25 protein-coding genes, 2 tRNA genes, 1 other RNA gene and 1 pseudogene are annotated in these 22,201 nt (G+C 52.6%); 14 read left to right on the forward strand and 15 right to left on the reverse strand.

What is annotated here, in order from left to right; genetic code table 11:
• The first annotated feature begins 127 nt into the window (after nt 1–127).
• The 4 genes and pseudogenes from BM007_RS04475 (at nt 128) to BM007_RS04490 (ending at nt 1,655) form a co-directional block, all read left to right on the forward strand.
• Entirely contained in the window at nt 128–631 is a 504-nt protein-coding gene (locus BM007_RS04475) for a hypothetical protein (RefSeq protein WP_061715554.1), read from the forward strand.
• Nucleotides 628–828, forward strand: a complete 201-nt coding sequence (locus BM007_RS04480) for a hypothetical protein (protein ID WP_048990092.1) — start codon at nt 628–630, stop codon at nt 826–828. The genes BM007_RS04475 and BM007_RS04480 overlap by 4 nt, the downstream gene beginning before the upstream one ends.
• 181 nt (nt 829–1,009) lie before the next feature.
• Nucleotides 1,010–1,196, forward strand: a pseudogene (locus BM007_RS04485) (IS4 family transposase); the annotation flags it as partial.
• Between the two features lie 84 nt (nt 1,197–1,280).
• Nucleotides 1,281–1,655, forward strand: coding sequence for a MysB family protein (locus BM007_RS04490; protein WP_014831418.1), 375 nt, complete (start codon nt 1,281–1,283; stop codon nt 1,653–1,655).
• A 6-nt stretch (nt 1,656–1,661) separates the two neighbouring features.
• Here BM007_RS04490 and BM007_RS04495 read toward each other — a convergent pair whose 3' ends face one another.
• From BM007_RS04495 to mdoG, 3 genes are all read right to left on the reverse strand, one after another.
• Nucleotides 1,662–1,889: a YceK/YidQ family lipoprotein gene (locus tag BM007_RS04495; protein ID WP_090417379.1), complete on the reverse strand. Its 228-nt coding sequence runs from the start codon at nt 1,887–1,889 to the stop codon at nt 1,662–1,664.
• A gap of 83 nt (nt 1,890–1,972) precedes the next feature.
• A complete protein-coding gene (gene mdoH, locus BM007_RS04500) occupies nt 1,973–4,501 on the reverse strand; it encodes a glucans biosynthesis glucosyltransferase MdoH (RefSeq protein WP_048991549.1) in 2,529 nt (842 codons plus the stop codon).
• Complete coding sequence (gene mdoG / locus BM007_RS04505; RefSeq protein WP_021240787.1) at nt 4,494–6,047, reverse strand: glucans biosynthesis protein MdoG; 1,554 nt, start codon at nt 6,045–6,047, stop codon at nt 4,494–4,496. Before mdoG ends, mdoH begins: the two co-directional genes overlap by 8 nt.
• A 254-nt stretch (nt 6,048–6,301) precedes the next feature.
• On the opposite strand from mdoG, the gene mdoC reads away from it, so the two are divergent.
• Complete coding sequence (mdoC, locus tag BM007_RS04515; protein ID WP_024908993.1) at nt 6,302–7,441, forward strand: glucans biosynthesis protein MdoC; 1,140 nt, start codon at nt 6,302–6,304, stop codon at nt 7,439–7,441.
• A 33-nt stretch (nt 7,442–7,474) separates the two neighbouring features.
• Here the strand turns inward: mdoC and ymdB are convergent, their stop codons facing one another.
• The 5 genes from ymdB to csgB all read right to left on the reverse strand — a co-directional run bounded on the left by ymdB (nt 7,475) and on the right by csgB (nt 9,952).
• The gene (ymdB, locus tag BM007_RS04520) at nt 7,475–8,017 is read right to left on the reverse strand and encodes an O-acetyl-ADP-ribose deacetylase (protein WP_024908992.1); all 543 of its coding nucleotides are present in this window, start codon (nt 8,015–8,017) and stop codon (nt 7,475–7,477) included.
• Between the two features lie 106 nt (nt 8,018–8,123).
• A complete protein-coding gene (locus BM007_RS04525; RefSeq protein ID WP_090417381.1) occupies nt 8,124–8,444 on the reverse strand; it encodes a type 1 fimbrial protein in 321 nt (106 codons plus the stop codon).
• 164 nt (nt 8,445–8,608) lie between these two features.
• Complete coding sequence (csgC, locus tag BM007_RS04530) at nt 8,609–8,941, reverse strand: curli assembly chaperone CsgC (protein ID WP_090417383.1); 333 nt, start codon at nt 8,939–8,941, stop codon at nt 8,609–8,611.
• A 61-nt stretch (nt 8,942–9,002) separates the two neighbouring features.
• Nucleotides 9,003–9,455 (reverse strand): curli major subunit CsgA, encoded by a 453-nt coding sequence (gene csgA / locus BM007_RS04535; protein WP_048991545.1) that lies wholly within the window; start codon nt 9,453–9,455, stop codon nt 9,003–9,005.
• A gap of 41 nt (nt 9,456–9,496) precedes the next feature.
• The gene (csgB, locus tag BM007_RS04540; RefSeq protein ID WP_090417385.1) at nt 9,497–9,952 is read right to left on the reverse strand and encodes a curli minor subunit CsgB; all 456 of its coding nucleotides are present in this window, start codon (nt 9,950–9,952) and stop codon (nt 9,497–9,499) included.
• A gap of 742 nt (nt 9,953–10,694) precedes the next feature.
• Between csgB and csgD the strand changes: the two genes are divergently transcribed.
• From csgD to csgG, 4 genes are read left to right on the forward strand one after another with little or no spacing between them, the layout of a single operon-like run.
• Nucleotides 10,695–11,345 (forward strand): biofilm master transcriptional regulator CsgD, encoded by a 651-nt coding sequence (gene csgD, locus BM007_RS04545; protein ID WP_090417387.1) that lies wholly within the window; start codon nt 10,695–10,697, stop codon nt 11,343–11,345.
• 4 nt (nt 11,346–11,349) lie between these two features.
• Nucleotides 11,350–11,739, forward strand: a complete 390-nt coding sequence (csgE, locus tag BM007_RS04550) for a curli production assembly/transport protein CsgE (RefSeq protein ID WP_048991542.1) — start codon at nt 11,350–11,352, stop codon at nt 11,737–11,739.
• Between the two features lie 23 nt (nt 11,740–11,762).
• Nucleotides 11,763–12,176, forward strand: coding sequence for a curli production assembly/transport protein CsgF (csgF, locus tag BM007_RS04555; protein WP_023311106.1), 414 nt, complete (start codon nt 11,763–11,765; stop codon nt 12,174–12,176).
• 26 nt (nt 12,177–12,202) lie between these two features.
• Complete coding sequence (gene csgG / locus BM007_RS04560; RefSeq protein WP_024908984.1) at nt 12,203–13,036, forward strand: curli production assembly/transport protein CsgG; 834 nt, start codon at nt 12,203–12,205, stop codon at nt 13,034–13,036.
• 43 nt (nt 13,037–13,079) lie between these two features.
• Here csgG and BM007_RS04565 read toward each other — a convergent pair whose 3' ends face one another.
• From BM007_RS04565 to ghrA, 4 genes are all read right to left on the reverse strand, one after another.
• The gene (locus BM007_RS04565) at nt 13,080–13,562 is read right to left on the reverse strand and encodes a DUF1097 domain-containing protein (RefSeq protein ID WP_139210879.1); all 483 of its coding nucleotides are present in this window, start codon (nt 13,560–13,562) and stop codon (nt 13,080–13,082) included.
• Nucleotides 13,563–13,658: 96 nt separating this feature from the next.
• Nucleotides 13,659–14,213: a TorD/DmsD family molecular chaperone gene (locus BM007_RS04570; protein ID WP_029740002.1), complete on the reverse strand. Its 555-nt coding sequence runs from the start codon at nt 14,211–14,213 to the stop codon at nt 13,659–13,661.
• 21 nt (nt 14,214–14,234) lie between these two features.
• Nucleotides 14,235–14,972, reverse strand: a complete 738-nt coding sequence (locus BM007_RS04575; protein ID WP_090417389.1) for a phosphatase — start codon at nt 14,970–14,972, stop codon at nt 14,235–14,237.
• Between the two features lie 84 nt (nt 14,973–15,056).
• Nucleotides 15,057–15,995, reverse strand: coding sequence for a glyoxylate/hydroxypyruvate reductase GhrA (ghrA, locus tag BM007_RS04580; RefSeq protein WP_090417391.1), 939 nt, complete (start codon nt 15,993–15,995; stop codon nt 15,057–15,059).
• Nucleotides 15,996–16,227: 232 nt separating this feature from the next.
• On the opposite strand from ghrA, the gene BM007_RS04585 reads away from it, so the two are divergent.
• Nucleotides 16,228–16,315: transfer RNA gene (locus BM007_RS04585), tRNA-Ser, on the forward strand.
• Between the two features lie 132 nt (nt 16,316–16,447).
• Here the strand turns inward: BM007_RS04585 and BM007_RS04590 are convergent.
• Entirely contained in the window at nt 16,448–17,353 is a 906-nt protein-coding gene (locus tag BM007_RS04590) for a LysR family transcriptional regulator (RefSeq protein WP_024908979.1), read from the reverse strand.
• A gap of 109 nt (nt 17,354–17,462) precedes the next feature.
• Here BM007_RS04590 and BM007_RS04595 point away from each other — a divergent pair, with 109 nt between their 5' ends.
• From BM007_RS04595 to BM007_RS04610, 4 genes are all read left to right on the forward strand, one after another.
• The gene (locus BM007_RS04595; protein WP_090417393.1) at nt 17,463–18,323 is read left to right on the forward strand and encodes a pirin family protein; all 861 of its coding nucleotides are present in this window, start codon (nt 17,463–17,465) and stop codon (nt 18,321–18,323) included.
• A 20-nt stretch (nt 18,324–18,343) separates the two neighbouring features.
• The gene (locus BM007_RS04600) at nt 18,344–19,021 is read left to right on the forward strand and encodes an isochorismatase family protein (RefSeq protein WP_024908977.1); all 678 of its coding nucleotides are present in this window, start codon (nt 18,344–18,346) and stop codon (nt 19,019–19,021) included.
• A gap of 137 nt (nt 19,022–19,158) precedes the next feature.
• Nucleotides 19,159–19,246, forward strand: a tRNA-Ser gene (locus tag BM007_RS04605).
• 44 nt (nt 19,247–19,290) lie between these two features.
• Nucleotides 19,291–19,428, forward strand: a non-coding RNA gene (locus tag BM007_RS04610) — RtT sRNA.
• Nucleotides 19,429–19,628: 200 nt separating this feature from the next.
• On the opposite strand, the gene phoH is transcribed toward BM007_RS04610, so the two are convergent.
• Nucleotides 19,629–20,417, reverse strand: coding sequence for a phosphate starvation-inducible protein PhoH (phoH, locus tag BM007_RS04615; protein WP_024908976.1), 789 nt, complete (start codon nt 20,415–20,417; stop codon nt 19,629–19,631).
• 499 nt (nt 20,418–20,916) lie between these two features.
• Entirely contained in the window at nt 20,917–22,200 is a 1,284-nt protein-coding gene (efeB, locus tag BM007_RS04620) for an iron uptake transporter deferrochelatase/peroxidase subunit (protein ID WP_090417395.1), read from the reverse strand.
• Nucleotide 22,201: the final 1 nt, after the last annotated feature.

Raw genomic sequence — 22,201 nt, forward strand, 5'->3', positions numbered from 1 at the left:
TGGATAAAGCCTTGCTGGTGTTCAACAGCAAGCCGTACAACAGGCTCATTTAATATACTCTGGGGTGGAAAGGCTTTCGTGGTATAGCTCGTGCTTCCTCGACAACTACCAGGACGTATGTACACGTTTGAAGCAAGAAGATAAGAGGTTCTTGAAGGCTCTTGTAGTACTCGTAAAACATCATGACACTATAAGAGAGATGCTTGAAATCTATATCAACTATATGTTTGAAAATCTCTCAGACCAGCGCATCAGGAACATTACGTTAATCTTGTCTAAAGCAGGAGCTGGGTTTACAACTGCCACCCTTACCAAGTTTACCATTGCGTACACTATCGCTACGTTAGCGGCTTCAAGTCTTTCAATGCAAGTATCGATCTCCTCGGCACTCACCAAATGGTCAACGCGTGGTGTAGCTGCGGCGGGAATATATGGGTACGCACAGGTAGCTTCACAGGCTGCGGAACGTCTTTTATATAAACATAGTCGGTACTATAGAGATCTCTATAATCGTGATCTGGAAATGTTATACTTCCTGGTTGAACCAATAATTGATCGTGTTGACGTACACAACCAATACCAAAAAAGCGATAACGATATTGTTTCTGATATTCTTAGGATAGTACGATGAAAAAAATGTTTAGCGTGTGGTGGCAGGAATTAGTTAGGCTTGTTATGCAAGTTTATATACCTATTGGTTTAACTATTATTTTCGGTATGCTCGCCGTCACCTTTTGGGAAGATTATGCATTAATATCTACTGTTATATTCCTGATAGTTGCATTTATTGTCAGCGATCGTTTATTCAAACCAAAAAAGAAGCGTTGATATGGAATCAAGAAAAAGCCCCGCTTAATGGGCAATGCCGTTCAGTTAAGGAGCGGTTGACCGATTCTTTACCGCGGCACTATAACGGCTTCCACTACAGGGAGCCGTTTTCTTATGCCATTTCTCAACGACCTGCTCGTTTTCAGCGACGGTTCGCCCATGTCGTCGTCTGCCGCCATCGGAGATGTCAGTACTGGTGAATACCGTCAATCCAAAAACAATTAGAGCACATGTGTGGAGATCTGGAAGCGGTGTTCATAACAAAACGCCTCCAGCCATTAAGGCCGAGGGCAGTTAAGATGTCAAAAATCCGTTACGCGGTGAACTCTCGTGCCGCACCGCTTAAGTGGGCGGCATTGAATGTGTGACGTCTTATTTTCACATTCATACTTGCAGAATCTTATATTCAGCTATTCTTTCCCTGAAACCTTCTGGAAAACAGGGAGACACCAATGACCATGTACGCCACGCTGGAAGAAGCTATTGATGCCGCTCGTGAAGAGTTCCTCGCCGACAACCCCGGCGTTGATGAAGAAGATGCTGACGTGCAACAGCTTAATATCCAAAAATACGTTCTGCAGGATGGGGATATTATGTGGCAGGCCGAATTCTTTGCCGATGAAGGTGAAGAAGGGGAATGTTTGCCGATATTGAGCGGTGAAGGTGCGCAGGCCGTCTTCGATGGCGACTATGACGAAATCGAACTTCGGCAGGAATGGCTGGAAGAGAACACGCTACACGAGTGGGATGAGGGCGAGTTTCAGCTCGAGCCACCGCTGGATACGGAAGAAGGTCAAACCGCAGCCGATGAGTGGGACGAGCGTTAATTTACGCTATTCGTAAGGGCCATGGCTGGCATCAATCGGCAGCAACAGCGTGTCGAAAATCAGCGAAAACGGCAGATCGAGCATGGTCAGGTAACGCCATGCGGAATCACGGAGATCCCATTTTACCCCCGGGTAATACTGATTACCGTGGCCTTGCCCTGGAATGGTGCGACTGATGATACTGCCGCAGCCGCTGAGCAGGCATGCCATCATGACGACGATGGTTATTCTCATCTCTAACCTCTAAAAAAATACCGGCCTCGCAGCCGGTATTTTATCTGGCGGGTAGCGCTTCGCTACCCGCCCTGCTTAACGACTTACTTCGCCTTCAGTGCAAGCGGATTCAGCTTCACGCCCTTATAGTAGTTCACCCACGAAGAGTATTTCTCCGGAGCGGACCACACGCGGTAGTGAAGACGCGCCATGGTCACCGGGTCGCTCAACAGCACCAGTCGACGGTCGCGGTTGAGTTTTTCCGGGGTCTCGTTAAGCGCCTGCTCAACGTGACGATCGCGGGCAATCTCCAGCACCTGGCTGGCACGGTGACGCGCAGTGGCCATCGCCGTTGCCAGGGCGTTGAATGACGGGTTAAACACGGCGTGCATAAAGCCGTCATCCAGCGTGCGATTGCGGTTCTGCTCGAGATAACGATCGGTATCCACCAGCACCTGCGGCGGGGAATACTCTTCCGGGATCAGGAACAGTTTCCAGCGTTTGGTCCGCAGCCCCACCGTTGAACGGCTGGAGATCACGGAGACAAACGGCGACAGGATCAGCGAGAAGACAATCGGCGCCAGCCAGAACAGAAAGCGCAGATCCAGCCAGGCCATTCCGGCCGCCCACACCAGACCCAGCAGCAGCTGAGAACCGTGGCGCATAAAGGCTTCGCTCCACGGCGTGGAGTCGTCATCACGCTGCGGTGAGTTCCAGACCACTTCCCAGCCCAGGAACGCACTGACCACAAATACGGTGTGGAACAGCATACGCACCGGTGCCAGCAGCACGGAGAACAGCACTTCCAGCAGCAGTGAAAGGGTCACGCGGAAGAAACCGCCGTACTCTTTCGAGCCTTTGCACCAGATCAGGATGATACTGAGCAGCTTAGGCAGGAACAGTAGCACCATGGTGGAGGCAAACAGCGCAATCGCCAGCTCCGGACGCCACTGCGGCCACACCGGGAACAGCTGCCGCGGTTGCAGGAAGTATTGCGGCTCCGTCAAGGCATGGACCACCTGCAGCGCAGTGGAGAGCGCAAGGAACATAAACCACAGCGGTGCGGAGAGATAAGACATCACGCCCGTCAGGAACACCGCACGGTGAACCGGGTGCATCCCTTTAACAAGGAACAGACGGAAGTTCATCAGGTTACCGTGACACCAGCGGCGGTCACGCTTGAGCTCGTCCAGCAGGTTCGGCGGCAGCTCTTCGTACGATCCCGGCAGGTCGTAGGCAATCCAGACGCCCCAGCCAGCACGACGCATTAGCGCTGCTTCCACGAAGTCATGCGACAGAATAGAGCCTGCAAATGACCCCTCACCCGGCAACGGCGCCAGCGCACAGTGCTCAATGAACGGCTTCACGCGGATGATGGCGTTGTGACCCCAGTAGTGCGACTCACCCAGTTGCCAGAAGTGCAGACCCGCGGTGAACAGCGGCCCGTAGACACGGGTGGCGAACTGCTGGCAGCGCGCATAAAGGGTGTCCATGCCGGACGCTTTTGGCGAGGACTGAATGATACCCGCGTTAGGGTTGGCTTCCATCAGACGCACCAGACCGCTCAGGCAGTCACCGCTCATGACGGAGTCCGCATCCAGCACGACCATATAGCTGTACTGATTACCCCAGCGACGGCAGAAGTCATCGATGTTACCGCTTTTACGCTTCACACGACGGCGGCGACGGCGGTAGAAGATCTGCCCTTCGCCCTGCACTTCTGCAATCAGCTCCATCCACGCTTTTTGTTCTGCAACGCAGATATCCGGGTTGTAGCTGTCGCTCAGGATGTAAACGTCAAAATGCTCCGCGTTACCGGTCGCCTTTACGGACTCCCAGGTCGCACGCAGGCCCGCAAATACGCGGTCAACGTCTTCGTTACAGATAGGCATAATCAGCGCGGTACGGTGCTCGGGATTGAGGGGTTCATCCCCGACCGTTGACGCCGAAATGCTGTATTTGTCACGCCCCATCAGCAGCTGCAGGAAGCCCATCAGCGCGGTCCAGAAACCGGCCGAGACCCAGCAGAAGAGAACCGCGAACAGCAGAAGGATGCCGCTCTGCAGAATATACGGCAGCAGCTGCATGAAGGAGACCCAGAGATCCTGGCCCATCATGTCCGTCGGGTTGATGAACGCCCAGCCCTGATAAGGCAGGATGGTTTTCATGTACCAGGTCGCGACGACCGTCTGCGCCAGCGTAAGAAGCAGCAGGATATAGCGACGGATGGTCCCCACGGTACGCCATTTCTGTTCGGACGCCTGCTCTTCTTTTGTCAGGCGCGACAGATAGCGCGGCGTCACATCACGCCCGCGCAGGCGATCCCAGAAGCGGCCCACCGGGTTGGTGCGCCATGGATCGGGGAACATTGAGGAACGCGTGGCCTTCGGCATCGCCTGAAGCTGATCGCGTCCTTCATCGTCTTTAATCAACTGCCCTTCCGCCAGCGAGTCCGGCCAGGCCTGCTCCAGACGCGCCTTGACTGACCCGAGCGGCGTATCATCATCACGGGAAAACTGACGATGTTCACCATCCAGCGCGGTGTGAACCGCGCGGATGTCGCTCTTAGGCAGTGCCGCTTTTTCGATATCCGTCAGCGGCATGGCATCAATATATTCAGATGTATTATTCATTGGCAGGTAGCTGATAGCTCCAGGTTTCACTCAGCGGCTGATCGTTACTGACCAGCGCAGCACGCATTTCAGTGGTCTGTTTCGGATCTTTCACTTTCACGCGCAGGGTCAGACGCCAGCCTTTGGTTACCGGGTTGTAACGCACGGTATTCTCAACGATTTCACCGTTATCACCGATGCTGGCCTGAGCGGCAACGGCGGTGTCCGGCGACAGTTTCTTCATATCCTGGCCGGTGAAGTCCACGACAAACGCCACGGTCCCGTCAGGCTGACGGATAAGATTAGACTGCTTCACATCACCCGTTGAGCGGCGAGTCTGCATCACATACGCGTTATCCGGCGCATGCAGCTTATCTTCGTCGCGGCTGAAGGTAATGGTGTACTTGAAGTTCATCTCTTTACCGGCTTCCGGCAGCTGATCCGGTGTCCAGTAAGCGACGATGTTATCGTTGGTTTCATCGTTGGTTGGAATTTCTACCAGCTCGACTTTACCTTTACCCCAGTCACCGTTTGGCGTGACCCAGGCGCTTGGACGCTGGTCATAACGATCGTCCAAATCTTCAAAGCGGGAGAACTGACGACCACGCTGTAGCAGGCCGAAACCTTGCGGGTTTTCCATTGCGAAGCTGCTCACCGCCAGATGTTTCGGGTTATTCAGCGGACGCCAGATCCACTCACCGTTACCGGCATGAATAGACAGACCGTTGGAGTCATGCAGTTCCGGGCGGAAGTTGGTTGCCGGAGACGGCTGGTTCGGCCCAAACAGGAACATGCTGGTCAGTGGCGCAACGCCCAGTTTGCCTACTTTGTCACGCAGGTAAACCTTGGACTGTACGTCAACCACCGTGTCACGACCCGGCATAATCACAAAGCGATAGGCGCCGGTTGCACGCGGGGAATCCAGCAGCGCATAAATGGTCAGACGTTTGTCAGTTGGTTTTGGACGCTCAATCCAGAACTCACGGAAACGTGGGAACTCTTCACCTGATGGCAGCGCGGTATCAATAGCCAGACCACGCGCAGAAAGCCCGTATACCTGCCCCGCGCCAATGACGCGGAAATAGCTGGCACCCAGCATGCTGACGATTTCGTCGTTTTTATCTTTGCTGTTGATCGGGTAAAGCACCTTGAAGCCTGCGAAGCCCAGGTCTTTCACCGTATCTTTATCGTGTTGCACATTGCCAAAATTGAAATAATCCGGGCTGTACTTAATCTTACGAACCGCTGTCGCCGTCACTTCATTGATGGCAACAGGCGTGTCGAAGTACATACCCTGATGATAAAATTCAAGCTTGAACGGGGTTTTGATATTGCTCCAGTACGCTTTATCGTGATTGAACTGGATCTGCTGATAGTCCGCATACTTCATGTCGCGGAAAACGGAGGGCAAGTTACTTTTCGGCGCTTCGTAGCTCTTGCCTGCCATCGATTTTGCCTGTTTTGCGACATCGTCGATGTTAAAGGCCAGTGCCGATGAGGTATACAGTGACAACACCACTGCAGCACCCAACCAACGCATTTTCATCATCTGTGGTTTATGTTTCATAATAAGTAAGCACTTCCCCCTTTGTGTGCTTATATCGATCCGATCCATTTTAATGGAAACTCAGGCAATCCGACAACATTATCACTGCTTTGTTCAGCTGCTGGCTCAGGGATTAAGCAAATGAAAGAACCCGCTATTCACTTTGCGTGCTTATCCTGGAGACAGGGTGTCGGTCTTGGTGTAGGGTTGCCTTCGAATGTAACCATTATGAGTCTTAGGGATAAGACGAAAAGTCTGAGAATGCACAACGTTATATGAGCACAACACCAACAGAACGTGAATATTTCCTCGACTCGATCCGGGCATGGCTGATGCTATTGGGGATCCCCTTTCACATTTCACTGATTTACTCCAGCCACACCTGGCACGTGAATAGCCAGATGCCCTCCTGGTGGCTGACGCTGTTTAATGACTTTATTCACGCCTTCCGTATGCAGGTGTTTTTTGTCATATCCGGCTATTTCTCTTACATGCTGTTTCTGCGATACCCGCTCAAGCGCTGGTGGAAAGTGCGCGTAGAGCGCGTGGGGATCCCCATGCTGACCGCCATTCCGTTGCTGACGCTGCCCCAGTTCATTATGTTGCAGTACGTGAAGGGTAAAGCGGAGAACTGGCCGAATCTGACACTGTATGAAAAGTACAATACGCTAGTCTGGGAGCTGGTATCCCACCTGTGGTTCCTGCTGGTCCTGGTGGTGCTCACCACGGTGAGTCTGTTGATTTTCAGCCGCCTTCGCCACCATCTAAGTACGAAAGCCGACGTCTTTTTCGCCAACGTTACGATGGGCAAACTGTCAGTGCTCTTCTTGCTGTTGGGGATTGCCTATGCCGCTGTGCGACGGACCCTGCTTATCGTCTACCCGCCGATTTTGAGCGACGGGTTATTTAATTTTGTGGTGATGCAGTCGCTGTTCTACATTCCCTTCTTTTTAATCGGCGCGCTGGCGTTTATTCATCCGAAGCTTAAATCGCTGTTTGTCACCCCGTCACCGTGGTGCGCACTGGGAGCCACTCTCGCGTTCGCGGCCTATCTGCTAAATCAGCGCTACGGGAGCGGCGACGCCTGGATGTATGAAACGGAAAGCGTGATCACGATGCTGTTGGGCCTGTGGATGGTGAACGTAGTATTCGCGTTGGGCCACCGTTTGCTGAACTTTAAGTCTCACCGCGTGACCTACTTCGTTAATGCTTCGCTGTTTATCTATCTGGTGCATCACCCGTTGACGCTTTTCTTCGGAGCTTACATCACACCGCACATCGCCTCCAACACGCTGGGCTTCTTTACCGGGCTGGTGTTCGTTGTGGGGGTGGCGATCGTACTCTACGAAATCCATCTGCGGATCCCGCTGCTGCGTTTCCTCTTTTCAGGAAAACCGCAGGCGAAAGCCTCTTAGAACACGCGGCGCACCGGATGCGCCGCGTTTGCTTCAGCTTTCCAGCTCTTGTCTGCGCTGAGTTAGCAGCCGCTGATAAAGATGCGTGGTGTCGTCGTCGAAACAGACAAAAATCACCTTCTCCGGCAGCGGTTTTAACGACAGGTAGCGGTAAACGGTTTCTACGGCGATCGTTGCGGCGGCGGCCTTAGGGTAACCATACACGCCGGTGCTGATGGCCGGGAACGCCATCGTTTTATAGCCGTTGTCGGCGGCCAGCCGTAAACAGTTCCGGTAAGCCTCTTCCAGAATACTCGCTTCGTGCTGGTCCCCGCCATGCCAGACGGGCCCTACGGCATGAATAACCGCTCTGGCAGGCAGATTGCCCGCAAGCGTAATCACCGCGTGACCGGGAGGACATTCGCCCTGCTGTTGCCGCACGGTTTTACAGGCTTCCAGCAGCTGCGGTCCGGCAGCCCGGTGGATAGCCCCGTCCACGCCGCCTCCCCCCATCAGGGAGGGATTGGCCGCATTGACGATAACGTCGACGTGCATGGTCGTAATATCGCCATGAATAATGTCAATTTGCGGTTTCATAAAGCCCCTCTGCAACCCGCCTTTTTCTTAAGTGTATCGCAGAGGAGACCGGGAGAAAAAACTATCAGAAAAAATCCTCTTCCACCGCTGGGCGGGAGAGTGCGCATTAGCGATACTGGATTTCGACAACCGCGAGCGTTTTTTCAGGATTAAGGTATTTCATATTGAGCGTCGCCAGGTTTGAGTCACTCACTTTCCCGTTAAGCGCCTCTTCATAGCTCACCATACGCGTTTGCATACGGTTATTATCTGGACATGACATTGCAAATTGTTGCTTCTGGGGAGTGACTTCACAGGGGTCTGCGACAATGGCACCGCGAAAATGAATGACACCCCCGTCAACAACTGTGGCCGAATAAGCCGGGATACTCAAAGTAGAAACGACCAGACCCAGACCTGCCGCGAGTCGAGCAAAATAGTTATTCATTATAGGTACTCCTCAATGAAAATCGTCCATGAGGGGTAAACGCGCTTCATTTATTACGGCAAACGAAGCCTCACGTTAAGGAACATAACGACCAGGTCCCTGATATCAGCATAGCTCAACGGCACAGACCCGCCACATTCGCAACGCATTGATTTCATGAATATTTAGATCGAACTTCCCGCCGGTGACCACTGTTGTGATAAATGAAGCGATTTTCCATCTGAAACGGTGACCACGATTTTTACCGTGTCTCCTGCGTTAATATTTAAACTCAGGCGCATTAAATCAATCGTCTGATTAGCGGGTATAAAAAGGGTATTTTGCTGTCGGGACGAACTTTGTCCCCCCTGCCCTTCCCGAACAGAAACAATTTGAACCTGACAATCACACGACTTCGCCAGAGTGACCTGCGGAACAATGGTGGTCATGTTTTCCTGCTGCGACGTTTTGAAGGTTATCTGGCTGGAAAGCGCGGCGAGTAGAATTAAGGTATTCATGATGAACTCCCGAAAAAAAACAGGGCTGATGCCCTGTTTTTTTGTAGCACAGATTTCAGTATCAGTACTGATGAGCTGTCGCGTGGTTACCAAAACCGATCTGGGTAACGTTAACAGTTGAGTTGGACGCAGTCTGGTCTACGAGTGCACCGTTAAAGCCGCCGGTCTGGCTAACATTCATGACGGATTTTTTACTGTTCCACTGATCAAGTGTCGCACTGTTGCCAAATCCTTTCTGGGTCAGGTTGATTTTACTGTCATCAGAACCCTGACCAACGTCAGCACCGTTACCGCCACCTTTCTGGGTAATATTCAGCACGGAATTTCTGGCGTCTGTCTGCAGAGCAACCGCGGAGTTACCGCCACCGTCCTGATAAATATTCAGGGTTGAATTAGGGCCACTGTATCCACCGTGACCATGTCCATGACCCCAACCGCCCTGATTAATAGAACCCGCCATAGCACTACCAGAAACTACGATTGCTGCAAGTGCTGCCACTTTGATAAATTTCATGGTAAACCCCCATCGGATTGATTAAAGTCGTCGCGAAAGCGCTAATGTTGAATAACGTTAATAGCCATTTGCGACTGTTTCTGCACTACAACTGCGGTTTTCTGCGTACCGTACTGCGTAATATTTGCTCTATTACCCGACCCTTTCTGGATAATTTTCGCGCTATTACCGTATCCATCTTGCGTAATACCTGCATCATTCGCGTTACCGCTCTGATCGATCCAGGCTAAATTGTAACTCCCTGATTGATCAACCCTCGCTCTGTTGCCTGCCCCATCCTGGGAAACAATGGATAAGAGTCTTGAACCGTCCTGGCGAACCTCAGCGTTATTGAAAACGCCCCGTTGACCAATAATGGCTGCCTGATTTAGTGATGAAAGACTTAATTCGTTAACCGCAAAATTATATTCAGAATTTGCCAAATCTGAATTCGCTGCGGTTACAAATCCAGGCGCACCCAGTAATGTAAACATCATAATTAACGATGTGTTTTTCATGTTGTCACCCTGGACCTGGCTATTTAATCACTCCATGTTTAAACGACTCGTATTGTGTTAACGCGTCGTTACGGTGAAGAGTATGTCCGCTGAAACATTTTAAATATCTCACCCGCGTGGCTTATTTTTATTTATCGGGTCACCACAAAGTCGTAATTTACATCAAAAATCACTTTAATCAGGCCAGCTTATATTTTTTATTAAAGGTGTGTTGCGAAAGGGTGTACAACGAGACGAAGGCTGTCCACGCTTCCTCCCGGGTTGTTTAAACGTAACGGCAGGAGAACATTTTTCTCATCGCGTGACACGTAGCTTCTTTTCTTAAGCCAGACAGTCACTCATTCGCGGGCTTAGAAATAATCTGAAACTCATACTTAATTAATGCTTTACAAAAATAGCAAATAACATTAAAAATCAAATAATTAAAAATATTTGTATGATTTTTAAAATCTGTGCACATCTATTTCTGTGTACAACTTTCTCATCAATTATTGCCATTCCAAACATCCTAATTTCACAAATTAATATTGATTTTTACATCCTGTTACATGTTTAACACTTGCTTTAAACTTCGTAAAAGCTAGATTGAAATTAGATGTACGAAATTGGTTTTATATTTACCTCCCTGTGGAGGTTATGGTCTGATTCTACACACAGCAGTGCAACATCTGTCAGTACTTCTGGTGTCCTCTTTTAAACAGGAGGACAGCTGTCAGGTGCCAAAATAAAGTGGGGTTTCATCATGTATAATGAAGTCCATAGTTTACATGGTCATACATTACTGTTGATCACAAAACCTTCTTTGCAAGCGACAGCATTATTACAACATTTAAAGCAATCTTTATCACTGAACGGGAAATTGCATAATATTCAACGTTCTTTTGATGATATTGCACCTGGCAGCATCATTCTTTTCGATATGATGGAAGCTGATAAAAAGCTTATCCATTACTGGCAGGATATTTTAAGCAGGAAAAACAATAATATCCGCGTGCTATTGTTGAATACGCCTGATGAATATCCTTTCAGAGATATTGAAAGCTGGCCGCATATCAATGGCGTGTTCTACGTCACGGAAGAAGAAGACCGGGTGGTAGAGGGGCTGCAAGGTATATTGCGCGGAGAGTGTTATTTTTCGCAAAAGCTTGCCAGCTATCTCATCACGCACTCCGGAAATTATCGCTATAACAGCACAGAGTCAGCACTGCTCACGCACCGTGAGAAAGAGATCCTGAATAAGTTACGCATTGGTGCTTCAAATATTGAAATCGCCCGTTCGTTATTTATCAGCGAAAATACGGTAAAGACGCACCTTTATAATCTTTTCAAGAAGATAGCTGTGAAAAACCGAACTCAGGCGGTTTCGTGGGCAAACGATAACCTCAGGCGTTAATCACATGAAGCGCACGTTGAGTTGGATCGCCGCAGCGAGTTTCCTGCTCGCTGCTGGGAATCTGAAGGCCGTCGAGGTCGAAGTTCCCGGATTGTTAACAGACCACACTGTCTCATCGGTCGGGCACAGTTTTTACCGTGCCTTCAGCGACAAATGGGACAGTACCTACACGGGTAATATAACAATCAACGAGCGGCCCAGTGCACGATGGGGAAGTTGGATAACAATAACGGCTAATCAGTACGTTATTTATCAAACGTTTTTATTCCCGACCAAAATAGACTTCGATAAAAACGTAGTCTTAGCACTGGCACAATCAGAAGACGCTATTAATCGCCTGCAAATAGATAAAGCCCTATTAAGCACCAGCGATTTAGCAAAAGACGAGTTCTAGCGAACCGATATGCGGAGGCTGTCATGCGTATTGCATATGCAGTTGTTTCGATAATGCTGATCACACCCATCAGCTGGGCCGGAAACATGACGTTTCAGTTCCGTAACCCTAACTTTGGCGGTAACCCTAACAACGGTGCGTTCCTGCTGAATGAAGCTCAGGCGCAAAACTCCTATAAGGACCCAAGCTTAAAGGATTTTAGCATTGATACCCCATCCGCCCTGGACAACTTCACGCAGGCTATCCAGTCGCAGATTTTAGGCGGGTTATTGACCAACATTAATACCGGTAAACCCGGCCGAATGGTGACCAACGATTTTATCGTTGATATCGCCAACACGGACGGACAGCTTCAGCTGAACGTGACCGATCGTAAAACCGGAAGGATTTCCACCATTCAGGTTTCCGGTCTTCAAAGTAATTCAACTGACTTTTAAACAATAGCTAAATAAGGACAACGATCATGCAGCGCTTCCTGATATTTGTTGCAGTGTGCTTATTGAGCGGTTGTTTAACTGCTCCACCTAAAGAAGCTGCAAAACCAACATTAATGCCTCGGGCCCAGAGTTATCGTGATTTAACGCATTTACCTGCTCCAACGGGGAAAATATTTGTCTCCGTATACAATATTCAGGATGAAACCGGGCAATTCAAACCTTACCCGGCAAGTAACTTCTCCACGGCAGTGCCGCAGAGCGCCACCGCGATGCTGGTTACCGCGCTCAAGGATTCGCACTGGTTTATTCCGCTGGAACGTCAGGGTCTTCAGAACCTGTTGAATGAACGAAAAATCATTCGTGCCGCACAGGAAAATGGTACCGTCGCGGCCAATAACCGCACGCCTCTGGAATCTCTGGCGGCAGCGAACGTAATGATTGAAGGATCGATTATTGGTTACGAAAGTAACGTTAAATCGGGTGGTGCGGGCGCGCGGTACTTCGGTATCGGTGCGGATACCCAGTACCAGCTTGACCAGATCGCCGTTAACCTGCGTGTGGTCAACGTCAGTACAGGCGAAGTGCTCTCTTCGGTGAACACCAGCAAAACCATTCTGTCTTATGAAGTTCAGGCTGGGGTATTCCGCTTCATCGATTACCAGCGTTTACTGGAAGGTGAAATTGGCTACACCTCTAACGAGCCGGTCATGATGTGTCTGATGTCAGCCATTGAAACCGGCGTGATCTACTTAATCAACGACGGTATCGACCGCGGGCTGTGGGATCTGCAAAACAAAGCAGACGTGCAGAACCCGATACTGGTGAAATACCGCGATATGTCAGTCCCTCCGGAATCCTGACAGGAAGCGCATAAAAAAGGCGAGATGATTATCTCGCCTTTTTTTATTCACTCACTGCCGTGATGTTTTGCGCTTTTTCCCGCCGCGACGCCAGCCATAGGCCGCTGTTTTTCATGGCATAGCCAAACAGCAACCCCAGCGCCAGTGAAGGGACCACCAGCTTCCAGTCACCCTGCCCTGCAAAGGTCGCGCACGCCCCCATAAAGGTTCCCGGCACAAATGAAAGCAGCAGATGCTTAGCCTGGATGCACATTAAAAAGGCGACGACGCCCGTCATGATATACCCCAGCAACTCCAGATGCGGTGCCAGCGCGCTGCCTTTCATGATCACCAGCGCCCAGATAACGCCGCTCATTAGCGTGCAGCCTGAGATAAAGAGCCCTTTTACGCCCCCCTGCGGACAGGCGAAATAGGCGGTACAGCCGAGGAATCCGGCCCAGCTGAGCAATCCGAGAGACACGGCTACCCATCCCCAGAGCCCGGAGAGAATACCTGTCGTTATTGCGATACAAAGTAATATGTTCATGGCGCGCATCTTAGCAGAAGCGCACCATAGAAATGAGATCATCAGCACATTACATGCAAAATGAACTGATGAGTTGCAGAATTTATGTGACTTACATCACTCTTCGTTCTCTTCTTCCAGCTCATCCCACATTGCCGCGATAGCGTCGCGGGTCAGCGGCGCCAGCGTTCTCCAGAATGGCGAGGTGGCATGCGCTTCAACTTTACCCAGGAACGTCCCGACCCACGGCAGCAGGTACGTTTCGAACAAGGTTTCAATGGCTTCGTTCTCATCATCACCGGCGTTATCTTCAATCCAGGACGCTGCCAGCAGCAGCGTACCGATATGATCGGCTGGCGTATCGCTCAGCGGCATACCGCGAGTGGAGAGGAAAGCACGGACTTCCGCTTCCGTCGCCCCTTCCTGCCAGGCAGAACGGTATGGCGAAACGCGGCACTCATCGCCGACAAACAGCGCATTGTAGTCGGTCGCAATCTGCTGCATGTCGCAGCTTTTTTGCAGACGTTCCAGTAAATCATCCTGTTCCAGCGGCCAGTTCTGCGCCAGTTTACCTTCACGAATTAACGTAAAAAGTGGCACCAGCAGCGGGTCTTGCGGCTGGCGATAATAGAGCGTACCCAGCACGCGGCAGAGGATGGAAAACTCGTTCATTTTTTTTATTCCATTACACAATTAAAGATCGGCAAATTCGGCAATCGGTTCCATTCCGCGCGACTCGAGGAAATCGAGCATGCGGCGTGGGGTCACGTTCAGGATTTGCGCTTCCGGGAAGTTAACATCATTCAGCACTTTCAGGCACTCGCTGAAATCACCCAGCGTAAACGCGGTATGAGAGTCTGAGCCCAACGCCACCATGCCACCCGCTTCACGCACGGCGGCCGCCACGGCGCGACAGTTGTCTTCGCTGCCCTTACGCGAGTGAACAAAGGAGGAGTTATTAATCTCCAGCGCCACGCGGTGTTTTGCTGCCGCCTGCGCGACAGCCTGAATATCAATCGGGTACTTCGGGTTACCGGGGTGGCTGATAATGTGCACATTGCCGCTGGCGATAGTGGCAATCATCGCCGCGGTGTTGGTCTCTTTATCCTGAGGCGGGAAAACCGGCTCATGAAAACCGGCGAGGATAAGGTCCAGAGACGTCAGCATCGGGCCGGTGCAGTCGATCTCACCGTCGATATTTTTGATGTTCGCCTCAATGCCGCGCAGTATCCCAATGCCGTCCACCAGACGTGGCCAGATCCGCATATTCACAAAGTGCCAGTAGTGCGGCGCATCCGCCATGTCCGGGCCATGATCGGTGATCGCGAACAGCTTAATACCTTTAAGCTTCGCCTGAGCGATATAATCATGGAGGTTGCTATACGCGTGGGTACTGGCGACGGTGTGCATATGCAGGTCAACGGGATACATCTCTTTCTCCTCTGCGGTTTTTCCAAAGGATAGCAGTTATCAGCGGCGAATATTAGCAAAAACCCGGCGAACGCCGGGTTTCTCTCAGTAGCCGCGCTGCCTATCGACCTGCCCGGTGACCGCATGACCCTTTTCCATTTCGCTGATGGTATGGGATATATAGGCCACCGCTTCTGCCGGACGCGTCACGGCAGCCACATGTGGCGTCATCGCGACGCGCGGGTGCTTCCACAGCGGGCTTTCAGCGGGCAGCGGTTCACGGCTATAGACGTCCAGCATGGCACCTTTTAGCTTTCCGTTGTCCAGAGCCTTCAGCAGATCGCCTTCCACAACATGAACTCCGCGCGCCAGGTTCATCAGGTAGCTCTGATCGACGAGCTGATTGAGCAAGGTTTCATTGATGATCCCTACCGTTTCCGCCGTGTTTGGCAGCAGGTTGATCAGCACGCGCGTGCCGTTCAGAAAGGCCGGAAGCTCATCCGTTCCGGCAAAGCTCTCTACGCCCGGATAGTCCTTACGGCTGCGGCTCCAGCAGCGCAGCGGGAAGCCCCACGGAGCGAGAGCTTCAGCCACTTTTGAGCCCAGCACGCCCGCACCGAGGATGCCGATCGTAAAGTCTTCGCGACGGTACTCAGGCAGCGGCTCCCAGTGGGCCTGCTGTTTAAAGGCCTGATAGTCATCAAAGCGGCGGAACCAGTGCAGCACCTGGCTGACGGCATATTCCTGCATTTGCTGGCCCATTCCGGTATCTTCGAGACGGAACAGCGGGATCTCTTCCGGCAGCATTTCAGGGTGTGCCTTCAGTTTGCTCAGAATGGAATCCACCCCAGCTCCCAGGGCAAAAACGGCCTTCAGCTTGCGGCCCTGCAGCATCTCAACCGGCGGGTGCCAGACCAGCGCATAGTCGGCATGTTCATTATCGCCACGCTTCCACTCACGTACGCGTGCGCCGGGTAACGCCGCCGTAAGCGCCTTGATCCAGTATGCCGTATCAAACGTGGGGTGATAGAAGAGTATATCCATAGTTATTCCTGCCTTTTATTGCGCTGTTTTGTTTTCATTTTCAAATGGATTGCCAGCATAACAAATTTATTGCGTAACTGTGTTGCTGATAAAAAAGACGCTTTCAGCACATTTAAGAATCATGTTGCCTGAAGTTTGTCTAAACGCGCTAAATTACTGAAAAAGTGAGTTGACGGCAGTTCGGCTTTTCCTTACATTAGCGCCCGTCCCGGCAGCAACGGGATGACAATATGGTGAGGTGTCCGAGTGGCTGAAGGAGCACGCCTGGAAAGTGTGTATACGGCAACGTATCGGGGGTTCGAATCCCCCCCTCACCGCCATATTCGAGATGAGAGCTCGTACGAAAGTACGGGCTTTTTTCTTTTATATTCTCCGAAAGGGGGGATTCGAACCTTGAAACTCCCTGCGCTCTTTATGTCGGGTGGCGCTGCGCTTACCCGACCTACGAAAAGCTACTCTTCCACCATCTTCGCATACTCTTCAGTCAGAAAATCCACCAGCGTCCTGACCGACGGCAGCATGCCGCGCCGCGAAGGATAAACCGCGTGAATCACTTCCCGTCGGGGTTCCCACGCGTCCAGCACCCGTACCAGTTCCCCTGACGCAAGCTGATCCTTCACCATCAATATCGGCAACTGTACAACGCCCACGCCCGCCATCGCCGCTTCCCGCAGTGCCAGCATGTCGGTGGTAATAAAGCGCGGTGCGTAGTGGATCTCCGCTTTCGCCCCCTCTGGACCACTGAGCTCCCATTTATGCACCTGTTTACCGGCCCCCATACTTAATCCAGGCCATTCACTGAGCTCGGAAGGCATTCGCGGTTTACCCATACGTTCAATCAACTGCGGACTTGCCACCAGGCAGTGCCCCCTGTCAGCCAGCACCCTTAAGACCAGATCGCTATCATCAAACGGACGCGGACGCACGCGGATAGCGACATCAATACCTTCGCCAACAAGATCGACCCGACGATTGGTGGCCTCAAGCTGGAGATTAATCCCGGGGTAGCGCGCCATAAACCGCGCCAGCATCGGTCCCACGTGGACGTGCAGTAACGTGACGGGACAGGTGATCCTGACGACGCCGCGCGGCTCAGCCTGCAGCGCAGCAACGGCCTCCTCTGCCGCTTCTGCTTCTATCAGCATTGCCTTACAGTGCTGATAGAAAGTGTGCCCCACTTCCGTCACCGTAAACTGCCGCGTCGTGCGCTGTATCAACCGTACGCCAAGCCGCTCCTCCAGCTGCGCGATCCTACGGCTCAGTTTGGACTTGGGTTGGTCAAGCGCCCTTCCCGCCGCCGCAAACCCCCCGTAGTCCACCACCTTCACAAACCAGACGAAGTCATTGAGATCCTGCATAAGTCCTCATTGTTCTATTTTCGGAACAGTGAATGCCATTTTCACTATCTACCGGGATATTAACCCTGAATATAAGCTAATTACATCAACAGAACATCAGGAGTTAATCATGAAAAACGTAACAGGCGTTTATACCGCTCCTCGTCAGCACTGGGTTGGCGATGGTTTCCCGGTCCGTTCAATGTTCTCTTATCAAACCCACGGCGAGCCGCTGAGTCCGTTCCTGCTGCTGGACTACGCAGGCCCGTACACCTTTCCGGCAGATGGTGCGAAACGCGGCGTAGGCCAGCATCCTCACCGGGGTTTTGAAACGGTCACCATCGTTTATTCAGGTGAAGTGGAGCATCGCGACTCCACGGGTAAAGGCGGTGTGATTGGCCCCGGCGACGTGCAGTGGATGACCGCAGGCGCAGGTATTTTGCACGAGGAGTTCCACTCAAGCGCGTTCTCGCAGAAAGGCGGCGAACTGAAAATGATGCAGCTTTGGGTCAACCTCCCTGCGAAAGACAAGATGGCCGCACCGGGCTACCAGAGCATCACGAAAGCCGACATCCCGGTGGTGACGCTGCCTGACAACGGTGGAACGCTGCGGGTCATTGCCGGTCGCTACGACACGGTTACCGGCCCGGCGCACACCTTCTCACCGCTCAACGTCTGGGACATCGCGCTGAACCAGGGAAGTCATCTGGCGCTCAATCAGCCCGAAGGCTGGAGCACCGCGCTGGTGGTGCTTGAGGGCAACATCACGGTGAACGGTACCACTCAGGCAGGTGAAGCCCAGCTGGTCGTACTGAGTCAGGAAGGCGACAAACTGCACCTTGAGGCAAGCAGCGATGCAAAAGTGCTGCTGATGGCCGGCGAGCCGCTGAATGAACCCATCGTGGGCTATGGCCCGTTTGTGATGAACAGTAAAAGCGAAATCAACGAAGCCATTCGTGATTTCAACTCCGGCCGCTTCGGCCAGATCTGAACGTAATAAAGGAGAAGAAGATGTCTACACCTGCTAATTTTAATGGCTCCCGTCCGGTTATTGATGTGAACGATGCGGTGATGTTGCTTATCGATCACCAGAGCGGTCTGTTCCAGACCGTCGGAGATATGCCAATGCCAGAGTTGCGCGCTCGTGCGGCAGCGTTAGCGAAGATCGCGACCCTGGCGAAGATCCCGGTGATCACCACCGCGTCAGTTCCACAGGGACCGAACGGACCGCTTATCCCGGAGATCCACGCCAACGCACCGCATGCGCAATATGTTGCCCGTAAAGGTGAAATCAACGCCTGGGATAACCCGGAGTTCGTGGCCGCGGTAAAAGCCACCGGGCGCAAAACGTTGATTATCGCGGGCACTATCACCAGCGTCTGTATGGCCTTCCCGTCAATTAGCGCGGTGGCGGACGGGTACAAAGTATTTGCGGTGATTGATGCCTCCGGCACCTACAGCAAGATGGCGCAGGAGATCACCCTGGCGCGCGTGGTGCAGGCCGGTGTGGTTCCGATGGATACGGCGGCGGTGGCCTCAGAGATCCAGCGAACCTGGAACCGTGAGGACGCGGCGGAGTGGGCTGAGGTGTACACCCACATCTTCCCGGCTTACCAGCTGCTGATCGAAAGCTACGGCAAAGCACAGGAAGTGGTTAAAAACAGCGAAGTGCTCGATTCTCAGCGTTAATAACCCGTGCTGCGACAAGAGCTGATTAAGGCTTAACCGAACGCACACTAATACAGAAAATCTGCTTGACCGTTTTAGCGCAACTCCCTATAGTAGCGCCCCGTTGCCCCCCAAGCGGTCAGGCAGCAAAACAATATGGTGAGGTGTCCGAGTGGCTGAAGGAGCACGCCTGGAAAGTGTGTATACGGCAACGTATCGGGGGTTCGAATCCCCCCCTCACCGCCATATTTGAAGAAGAGCTCGCATGAAAATGCGGGCTTTTTTTTCGCATGTTGCACGCCTGCGGGGGGATGAGAATCCCCGACCGGGGTTCGACAACTGGCGACAGCCAGTTGGACAGACTGAGAGCGTAGCGAACAGTCTGCCCGCAGGGCGAGCGAAGCGAGTCAATCCCCCCCTCACCGCCATATTTGAAGAAGAGCTCGCATGAAAATGCGGGCTTTTTTTTCGCATATTGCATGCCTGCGGGGGGATGAGAATCCCCCCGGTGCTATATGCAGCTCGATGCGGCCTGAGCCCCTCACCCTAGCCCTCTCCCCAAGGGAGAGGGGATAAAATGCACAAAAAACAAAGCCCGGTTTCCCGGGCCTTGAACACAACAGCAAACTCAATAATACGCTTGCAGCGTGCGCTGGCAGAGCGCCGAACGCACGCAGTCCTCTTTGGTGAAGCGTACCACCCCAATCATCTCATCTTCCTCAAAACGTGACATGGCGTCGCTCAGCCCGGATTTCACGCCGGATGGCAGGTCACACTGGGTAATATCGCCGTTAACGATAACCGTCACGTTCTCCCCGAGGCGCGTTAAGAACATCTTCATTTGCGCAGCGGTCACGTTCTGAGCCTCGTCAAGAATGACGACCGCATTTTCAAATGTACGTCCGCGCATATAGGCGAACGGCGCGATTTCCACCTTGCCAATCTCTGGTCGCAGGCAGTACTGCATGAAGGATGCACCCAGCCGCTTCACCAGCACGTCATAGACGGGCCTGAAGTACGGGGCAAACTTCTCCGAAATATCTCCGGGCAAGAAGCCGAGATCTTCATCAGCCTGCAGTACCGGACGGGTAACAATGATTCTTTCCACGTCCTTATGGATCAGCGCTTCCGCCGCTTTGGCTGCACTAATCCAGGTTTTCCCGCATCCGGCTTCACCGGTTGCAAAGATGAGCTGTTTACTCTCGATAGCATTCAGGTAGTGCGCCTGAGCCTCATTGCGCGCCACAATTGGAGAATTATCACGGCTGTCTCGGGCCATGCCAATTGCCTCTACGCCACTCATCTGCACAAGCGAGGTGACCGATTCTTCTTCACGCTGTTTATGGCTACGTGAATCCCGTCTCAGCACACGTTTTGCTTCGCGACGAGCTTTGATCACTGCTTTTTGTCTTCCCATGGATAGCACCTTGAGTTGTTGGTATTCATCACACGCGCCAGCTTCGGCACGATTATGCGCACGAACATCAGAGGGTTGGCTTCCTTGTAAGCCATTGCTTGCTTTATCGGATGACGATACGGAACAGCTACGCGCACCGTTCTGCACGTCGGTCGAATCAGATTCTTGAGGAAGGGGGGAGAATTTAGTGGTGAGGAAATCGCTGCCGGAGTCTGAGCCTCCGCGCCGGGTGCTGCGGTTGTTATGTTTACCTTGTCCAGTACAGGACGCAACCATTCGCGATCTCCATAGTGATTCAGCATCACTGCCGGGAACTACCGCTGTCTTATCTTAAGTACATCAGGAGTTATCACAAATGCAACATTTATTTTACCTGAATGCAACTTTTAAGACTGCACCTGCAGTAGATTCAGTCTTATATAGAAATATTACAGAAATATAACAACAAGATAGTCATATGAAAAAATAATGTCCCCGCGAACTATCGCAGGGACGATTATCAGGCTTCGATCAGCCCTTGAGCGAGGTACGCGTTACTGTCGCGCGCCCCTGGCAGGGCAAAGAAATAGCCGCCGCCGATAGGTTTAATGTACTCTTCCAGCGCTTCACCGTTGAGCCGCTTCTGCACGGTGAGAAAGCCCTTTTCCAGATCGTGCTGATAGCAGACGAACAGTAGCCCCATATCAAGCTGACCGGAGTTGGTCACGCCGAGCGAGTAGCTGTAGCCCCGACGCATCATCAGGCTCGACTGCGTCTCTTTGGTTCGCGGATTGGCAAGGCGAATATGGCTGTCGAGCGCAATTACATCGCCATTGGGATCGCGGGCGTAGTCAGGCACATCATGCTCGTTCTTCATACCGAGCGGTGCCCCGCTTTGCTTATCCCGACCAAAGATCGTCTGCTGCTCTTTCAGCGGCGTGCGGTCCCAGAACTCCACGTGGAACTGAATAATCCGCACCGCCTGATAGCTGCCGCCCACCGCCCATGCCGGTTCGCCCTGATCGGCAGTGACCCACACCACCTCCTTCATGAGCGCACCGTCGTGGCTGTCCGGGTTGGCCGTACCGTCCTTAAAGCCCAGCAGGTTCACCGGTGTCTCTTTTCCTTTGCTGCGGGCGGCGTGGTCCGAGATAAACCCTTCCCGCTTCCAGCGCACGCTCAGCAGATCCGGCGTGTGCTTGATGATGTCGCGCAGGGCGTGGATCACCGTGTCCTGGGTATTGGCGCAGATCTGCAGGAGCAGGTCGCCGTGACACAGCGCCGCATCCAGGGAGTCATTCGGGAAGCGCGTCATTTTTTGCAGCGCCTTCGGCTTCTGTTTTGCCAGCCCATAGCGCGCGTCAAACAGCGATTCACCGAGCGAAACGGTAATGGTCAGGTTATCCGGGGCGATAAACGGCCCCAGAATGCCGGAGTCCATTGGCGGCAGACGCGGGTTCGGCGTATCGGGCGCCGGTCCACCGGCGGTAAGAAACGCGATGCGCGTCGTCAGCAGGCGGAACAGGCGTTCCAGATCGGCTTTATCGCTGGCCAGCGAATCAAAGGCCACCAGCATCATAGACGCCTGCTGCGGCGTCAGGATACCCGACTGATGCTCGCCATAAAACGGCTGCGTCTCCATGCGGGCATTGGGTGACAGCGTGCCGGGTGCGCTTTGCGGTTTCGCCGCATGCGCCACCGGACAACCACCGGCCAGAGCAAGCGCGCCCCCCAGCGCCCCTACTCCCTTTAACAACCGACGACGTGAAGGCTCAACCACGTCGTTCTCGCTATGCTTATTCATC

It is taken from the genome of Enterobacter sp. NFIX59 (assembly GCF_900113755.1).
GTDB classification, from domain to species: Bacteria; Pseudomonadota; Gammaproteobacteria; order Enterobacterales; family Enterobacteriaceae; genus Enterobacter; species Enterobacter pseudoroggenkampii.

Bases quoted from the DNA above. Each gene is read 5' to 3' on its own strand.
- mdoC (WP_024908993.1), top strand. From the start codon at position 6,302: ATGAGCACAACACCAACAGAACGTGAATATTTCCTCGACTCGATCCGG.
- mdoG (WP_021240787.1), bottom strand. From the start codon at position 6,047: ATGAAACATAAACCACAGATGATGAAAATGCGTTGGTTGGGTGCTGCA.
- BM007_RS04565 (WP_139210879.1), bottom strand. From the start codon at position 13,562: ATGAACATATTACTTTGTATCGCAATAACGACAGGTATTCTCTCCGGG.
- mdoH (WP_048991549.1), bottom strand. From the start codon at position 4,501: ATGAATAATACATCTGAATATATTGATGCCATGCCGCTGACGGATATC.
- BM007_RS04490 (WP_014831418.1), top strand. From the start codon at position 1,281: ATGACCATGTACGCCACGCTGGAAGAAGCTATTGATGCCGCTCGTGAA.
- ghrA (WP_090417391.1), bottom strand. From the start codon at position 15,995: ATGGATATACTCTTCTATCACCCCACGTTTGATACGGCATACTGGATC.
- efeB (WP_090417395.1), bottom strand. From the start codon at position 22,200: ATGAATAAGCATAGCGAGAACGACGTGGTTGAGCCTTCACGTCGTCGG.
- csgF (WP_023311106.1), top strand. From the start codon at position 11,763: ATGCGTATTGCATATGCAGTTGTTTCGATAATGCTGATCACACCCATC.
- csgA (WP_048991545.1), bottom strand. From the start codon at position 9,455: ATGAAATTTATCAAAGTGGCAGCACTTGCAGCAATCGTAGTTTCTGGT.
- ymdB (WP_024908992.1), bottom strand. From the start codon at position 8,017: ATGAAACCGCAAATTGACATTATTCATGGCGATATTACGACCATGCAC.
- BM007_RS04495 (WP_090417379.1), bottom strand. From the start codon at position 1,889: ATGAGAATAACCATCGTCGTCATGATGGCATGCCTGCTCAGCGGCTGC.
- BM007_RS04570 (WP_029740002.1), bottom strand. From the start codon at position 14,213: ATGAACGAGTTTTCCATCCTCTGCCGCGTGCTGGGTACGCTCTATTAT.
- BM007_RS04480 (WP_048990092.1), top strand. From the start codon at position 628: ATGAAAAAAATGTTTAGCGTGTGGTGGCAGGAATTAGTTAGGCTTGTT.
- csgG (WP_024908984.1), top strand. From the start codon at position 12,203: ATGCAGCGCTTCCTGATATTTGTTGCAGTGTGCTTATTGAGCGGTTGT.
- BM007_RS04525 (WP_090417381.1), bottom strand. From the start codon at position 8,444: ATGAATAACTATTTTGCTCGACTCGCGGCAGGTCTGGGTCTGGTCGTT.
- csgD (WP_090417387.1), top strand. From the start codon at position 10,695: ATGTATAATGAAGTCCATAGTTTACATGGTCATACATTACTGTTGATC.
- csgE (WP_048991542.1), top strand. From the start codon at position 11,350: ATGAAGCGCACGTTGAGTTGGATCGCCGCAGCGAGTTTCCTGCTCGCT.
- BM007_RS04575 (WP_090417389.1), bottom strand. From the start codon at position 14,972: ATGTATCCCGTTGACCTGCATATGCACACCGTCGCCAGTACCCACGCG.
- csgC (WP_090417383.1), bottom strand. From the start codon at position 8,941: ATGAATACCTTAATTCTACTCGCCGCGCTTTCCAGCCAGATAACCTTC.
- phoH (WP_024908976.1), bottom strand. From the start codon at position 20,417: ATGGGAAGACAAAAAGCAGTGATCAAAGCTCGTCGCGAAGCAAAACGT.
- BM007_RS04600 (WP_024908977.1), top strand. From the start codon at position 18,344: ATGTCTACACCTGCTAATTTTAATGGCTCCCGTCCGGTTATTGATGTG.
- csgB (WP_090417385.1), bottom strand. From the start codon at position 9,952: ATGAAAAACACATCGTTAATTATGATGTTTACATTACTGGGTGCGCCT.
- BM007_RS04590 (WP_024908979.1), bottom strand. From the start codon at position 17,353: ATGCAGGATCTCAATGACTTCGTCTGGTTTGTGAAGGTGGTGGACTAC.
- BM007_RS04595 (WP_090417393.1), top strand. From the start codon at position 17,463: ATGAAAAACGTAACAGGCGTTTATACCGCTCCTCGTCAGCACTGGGTT.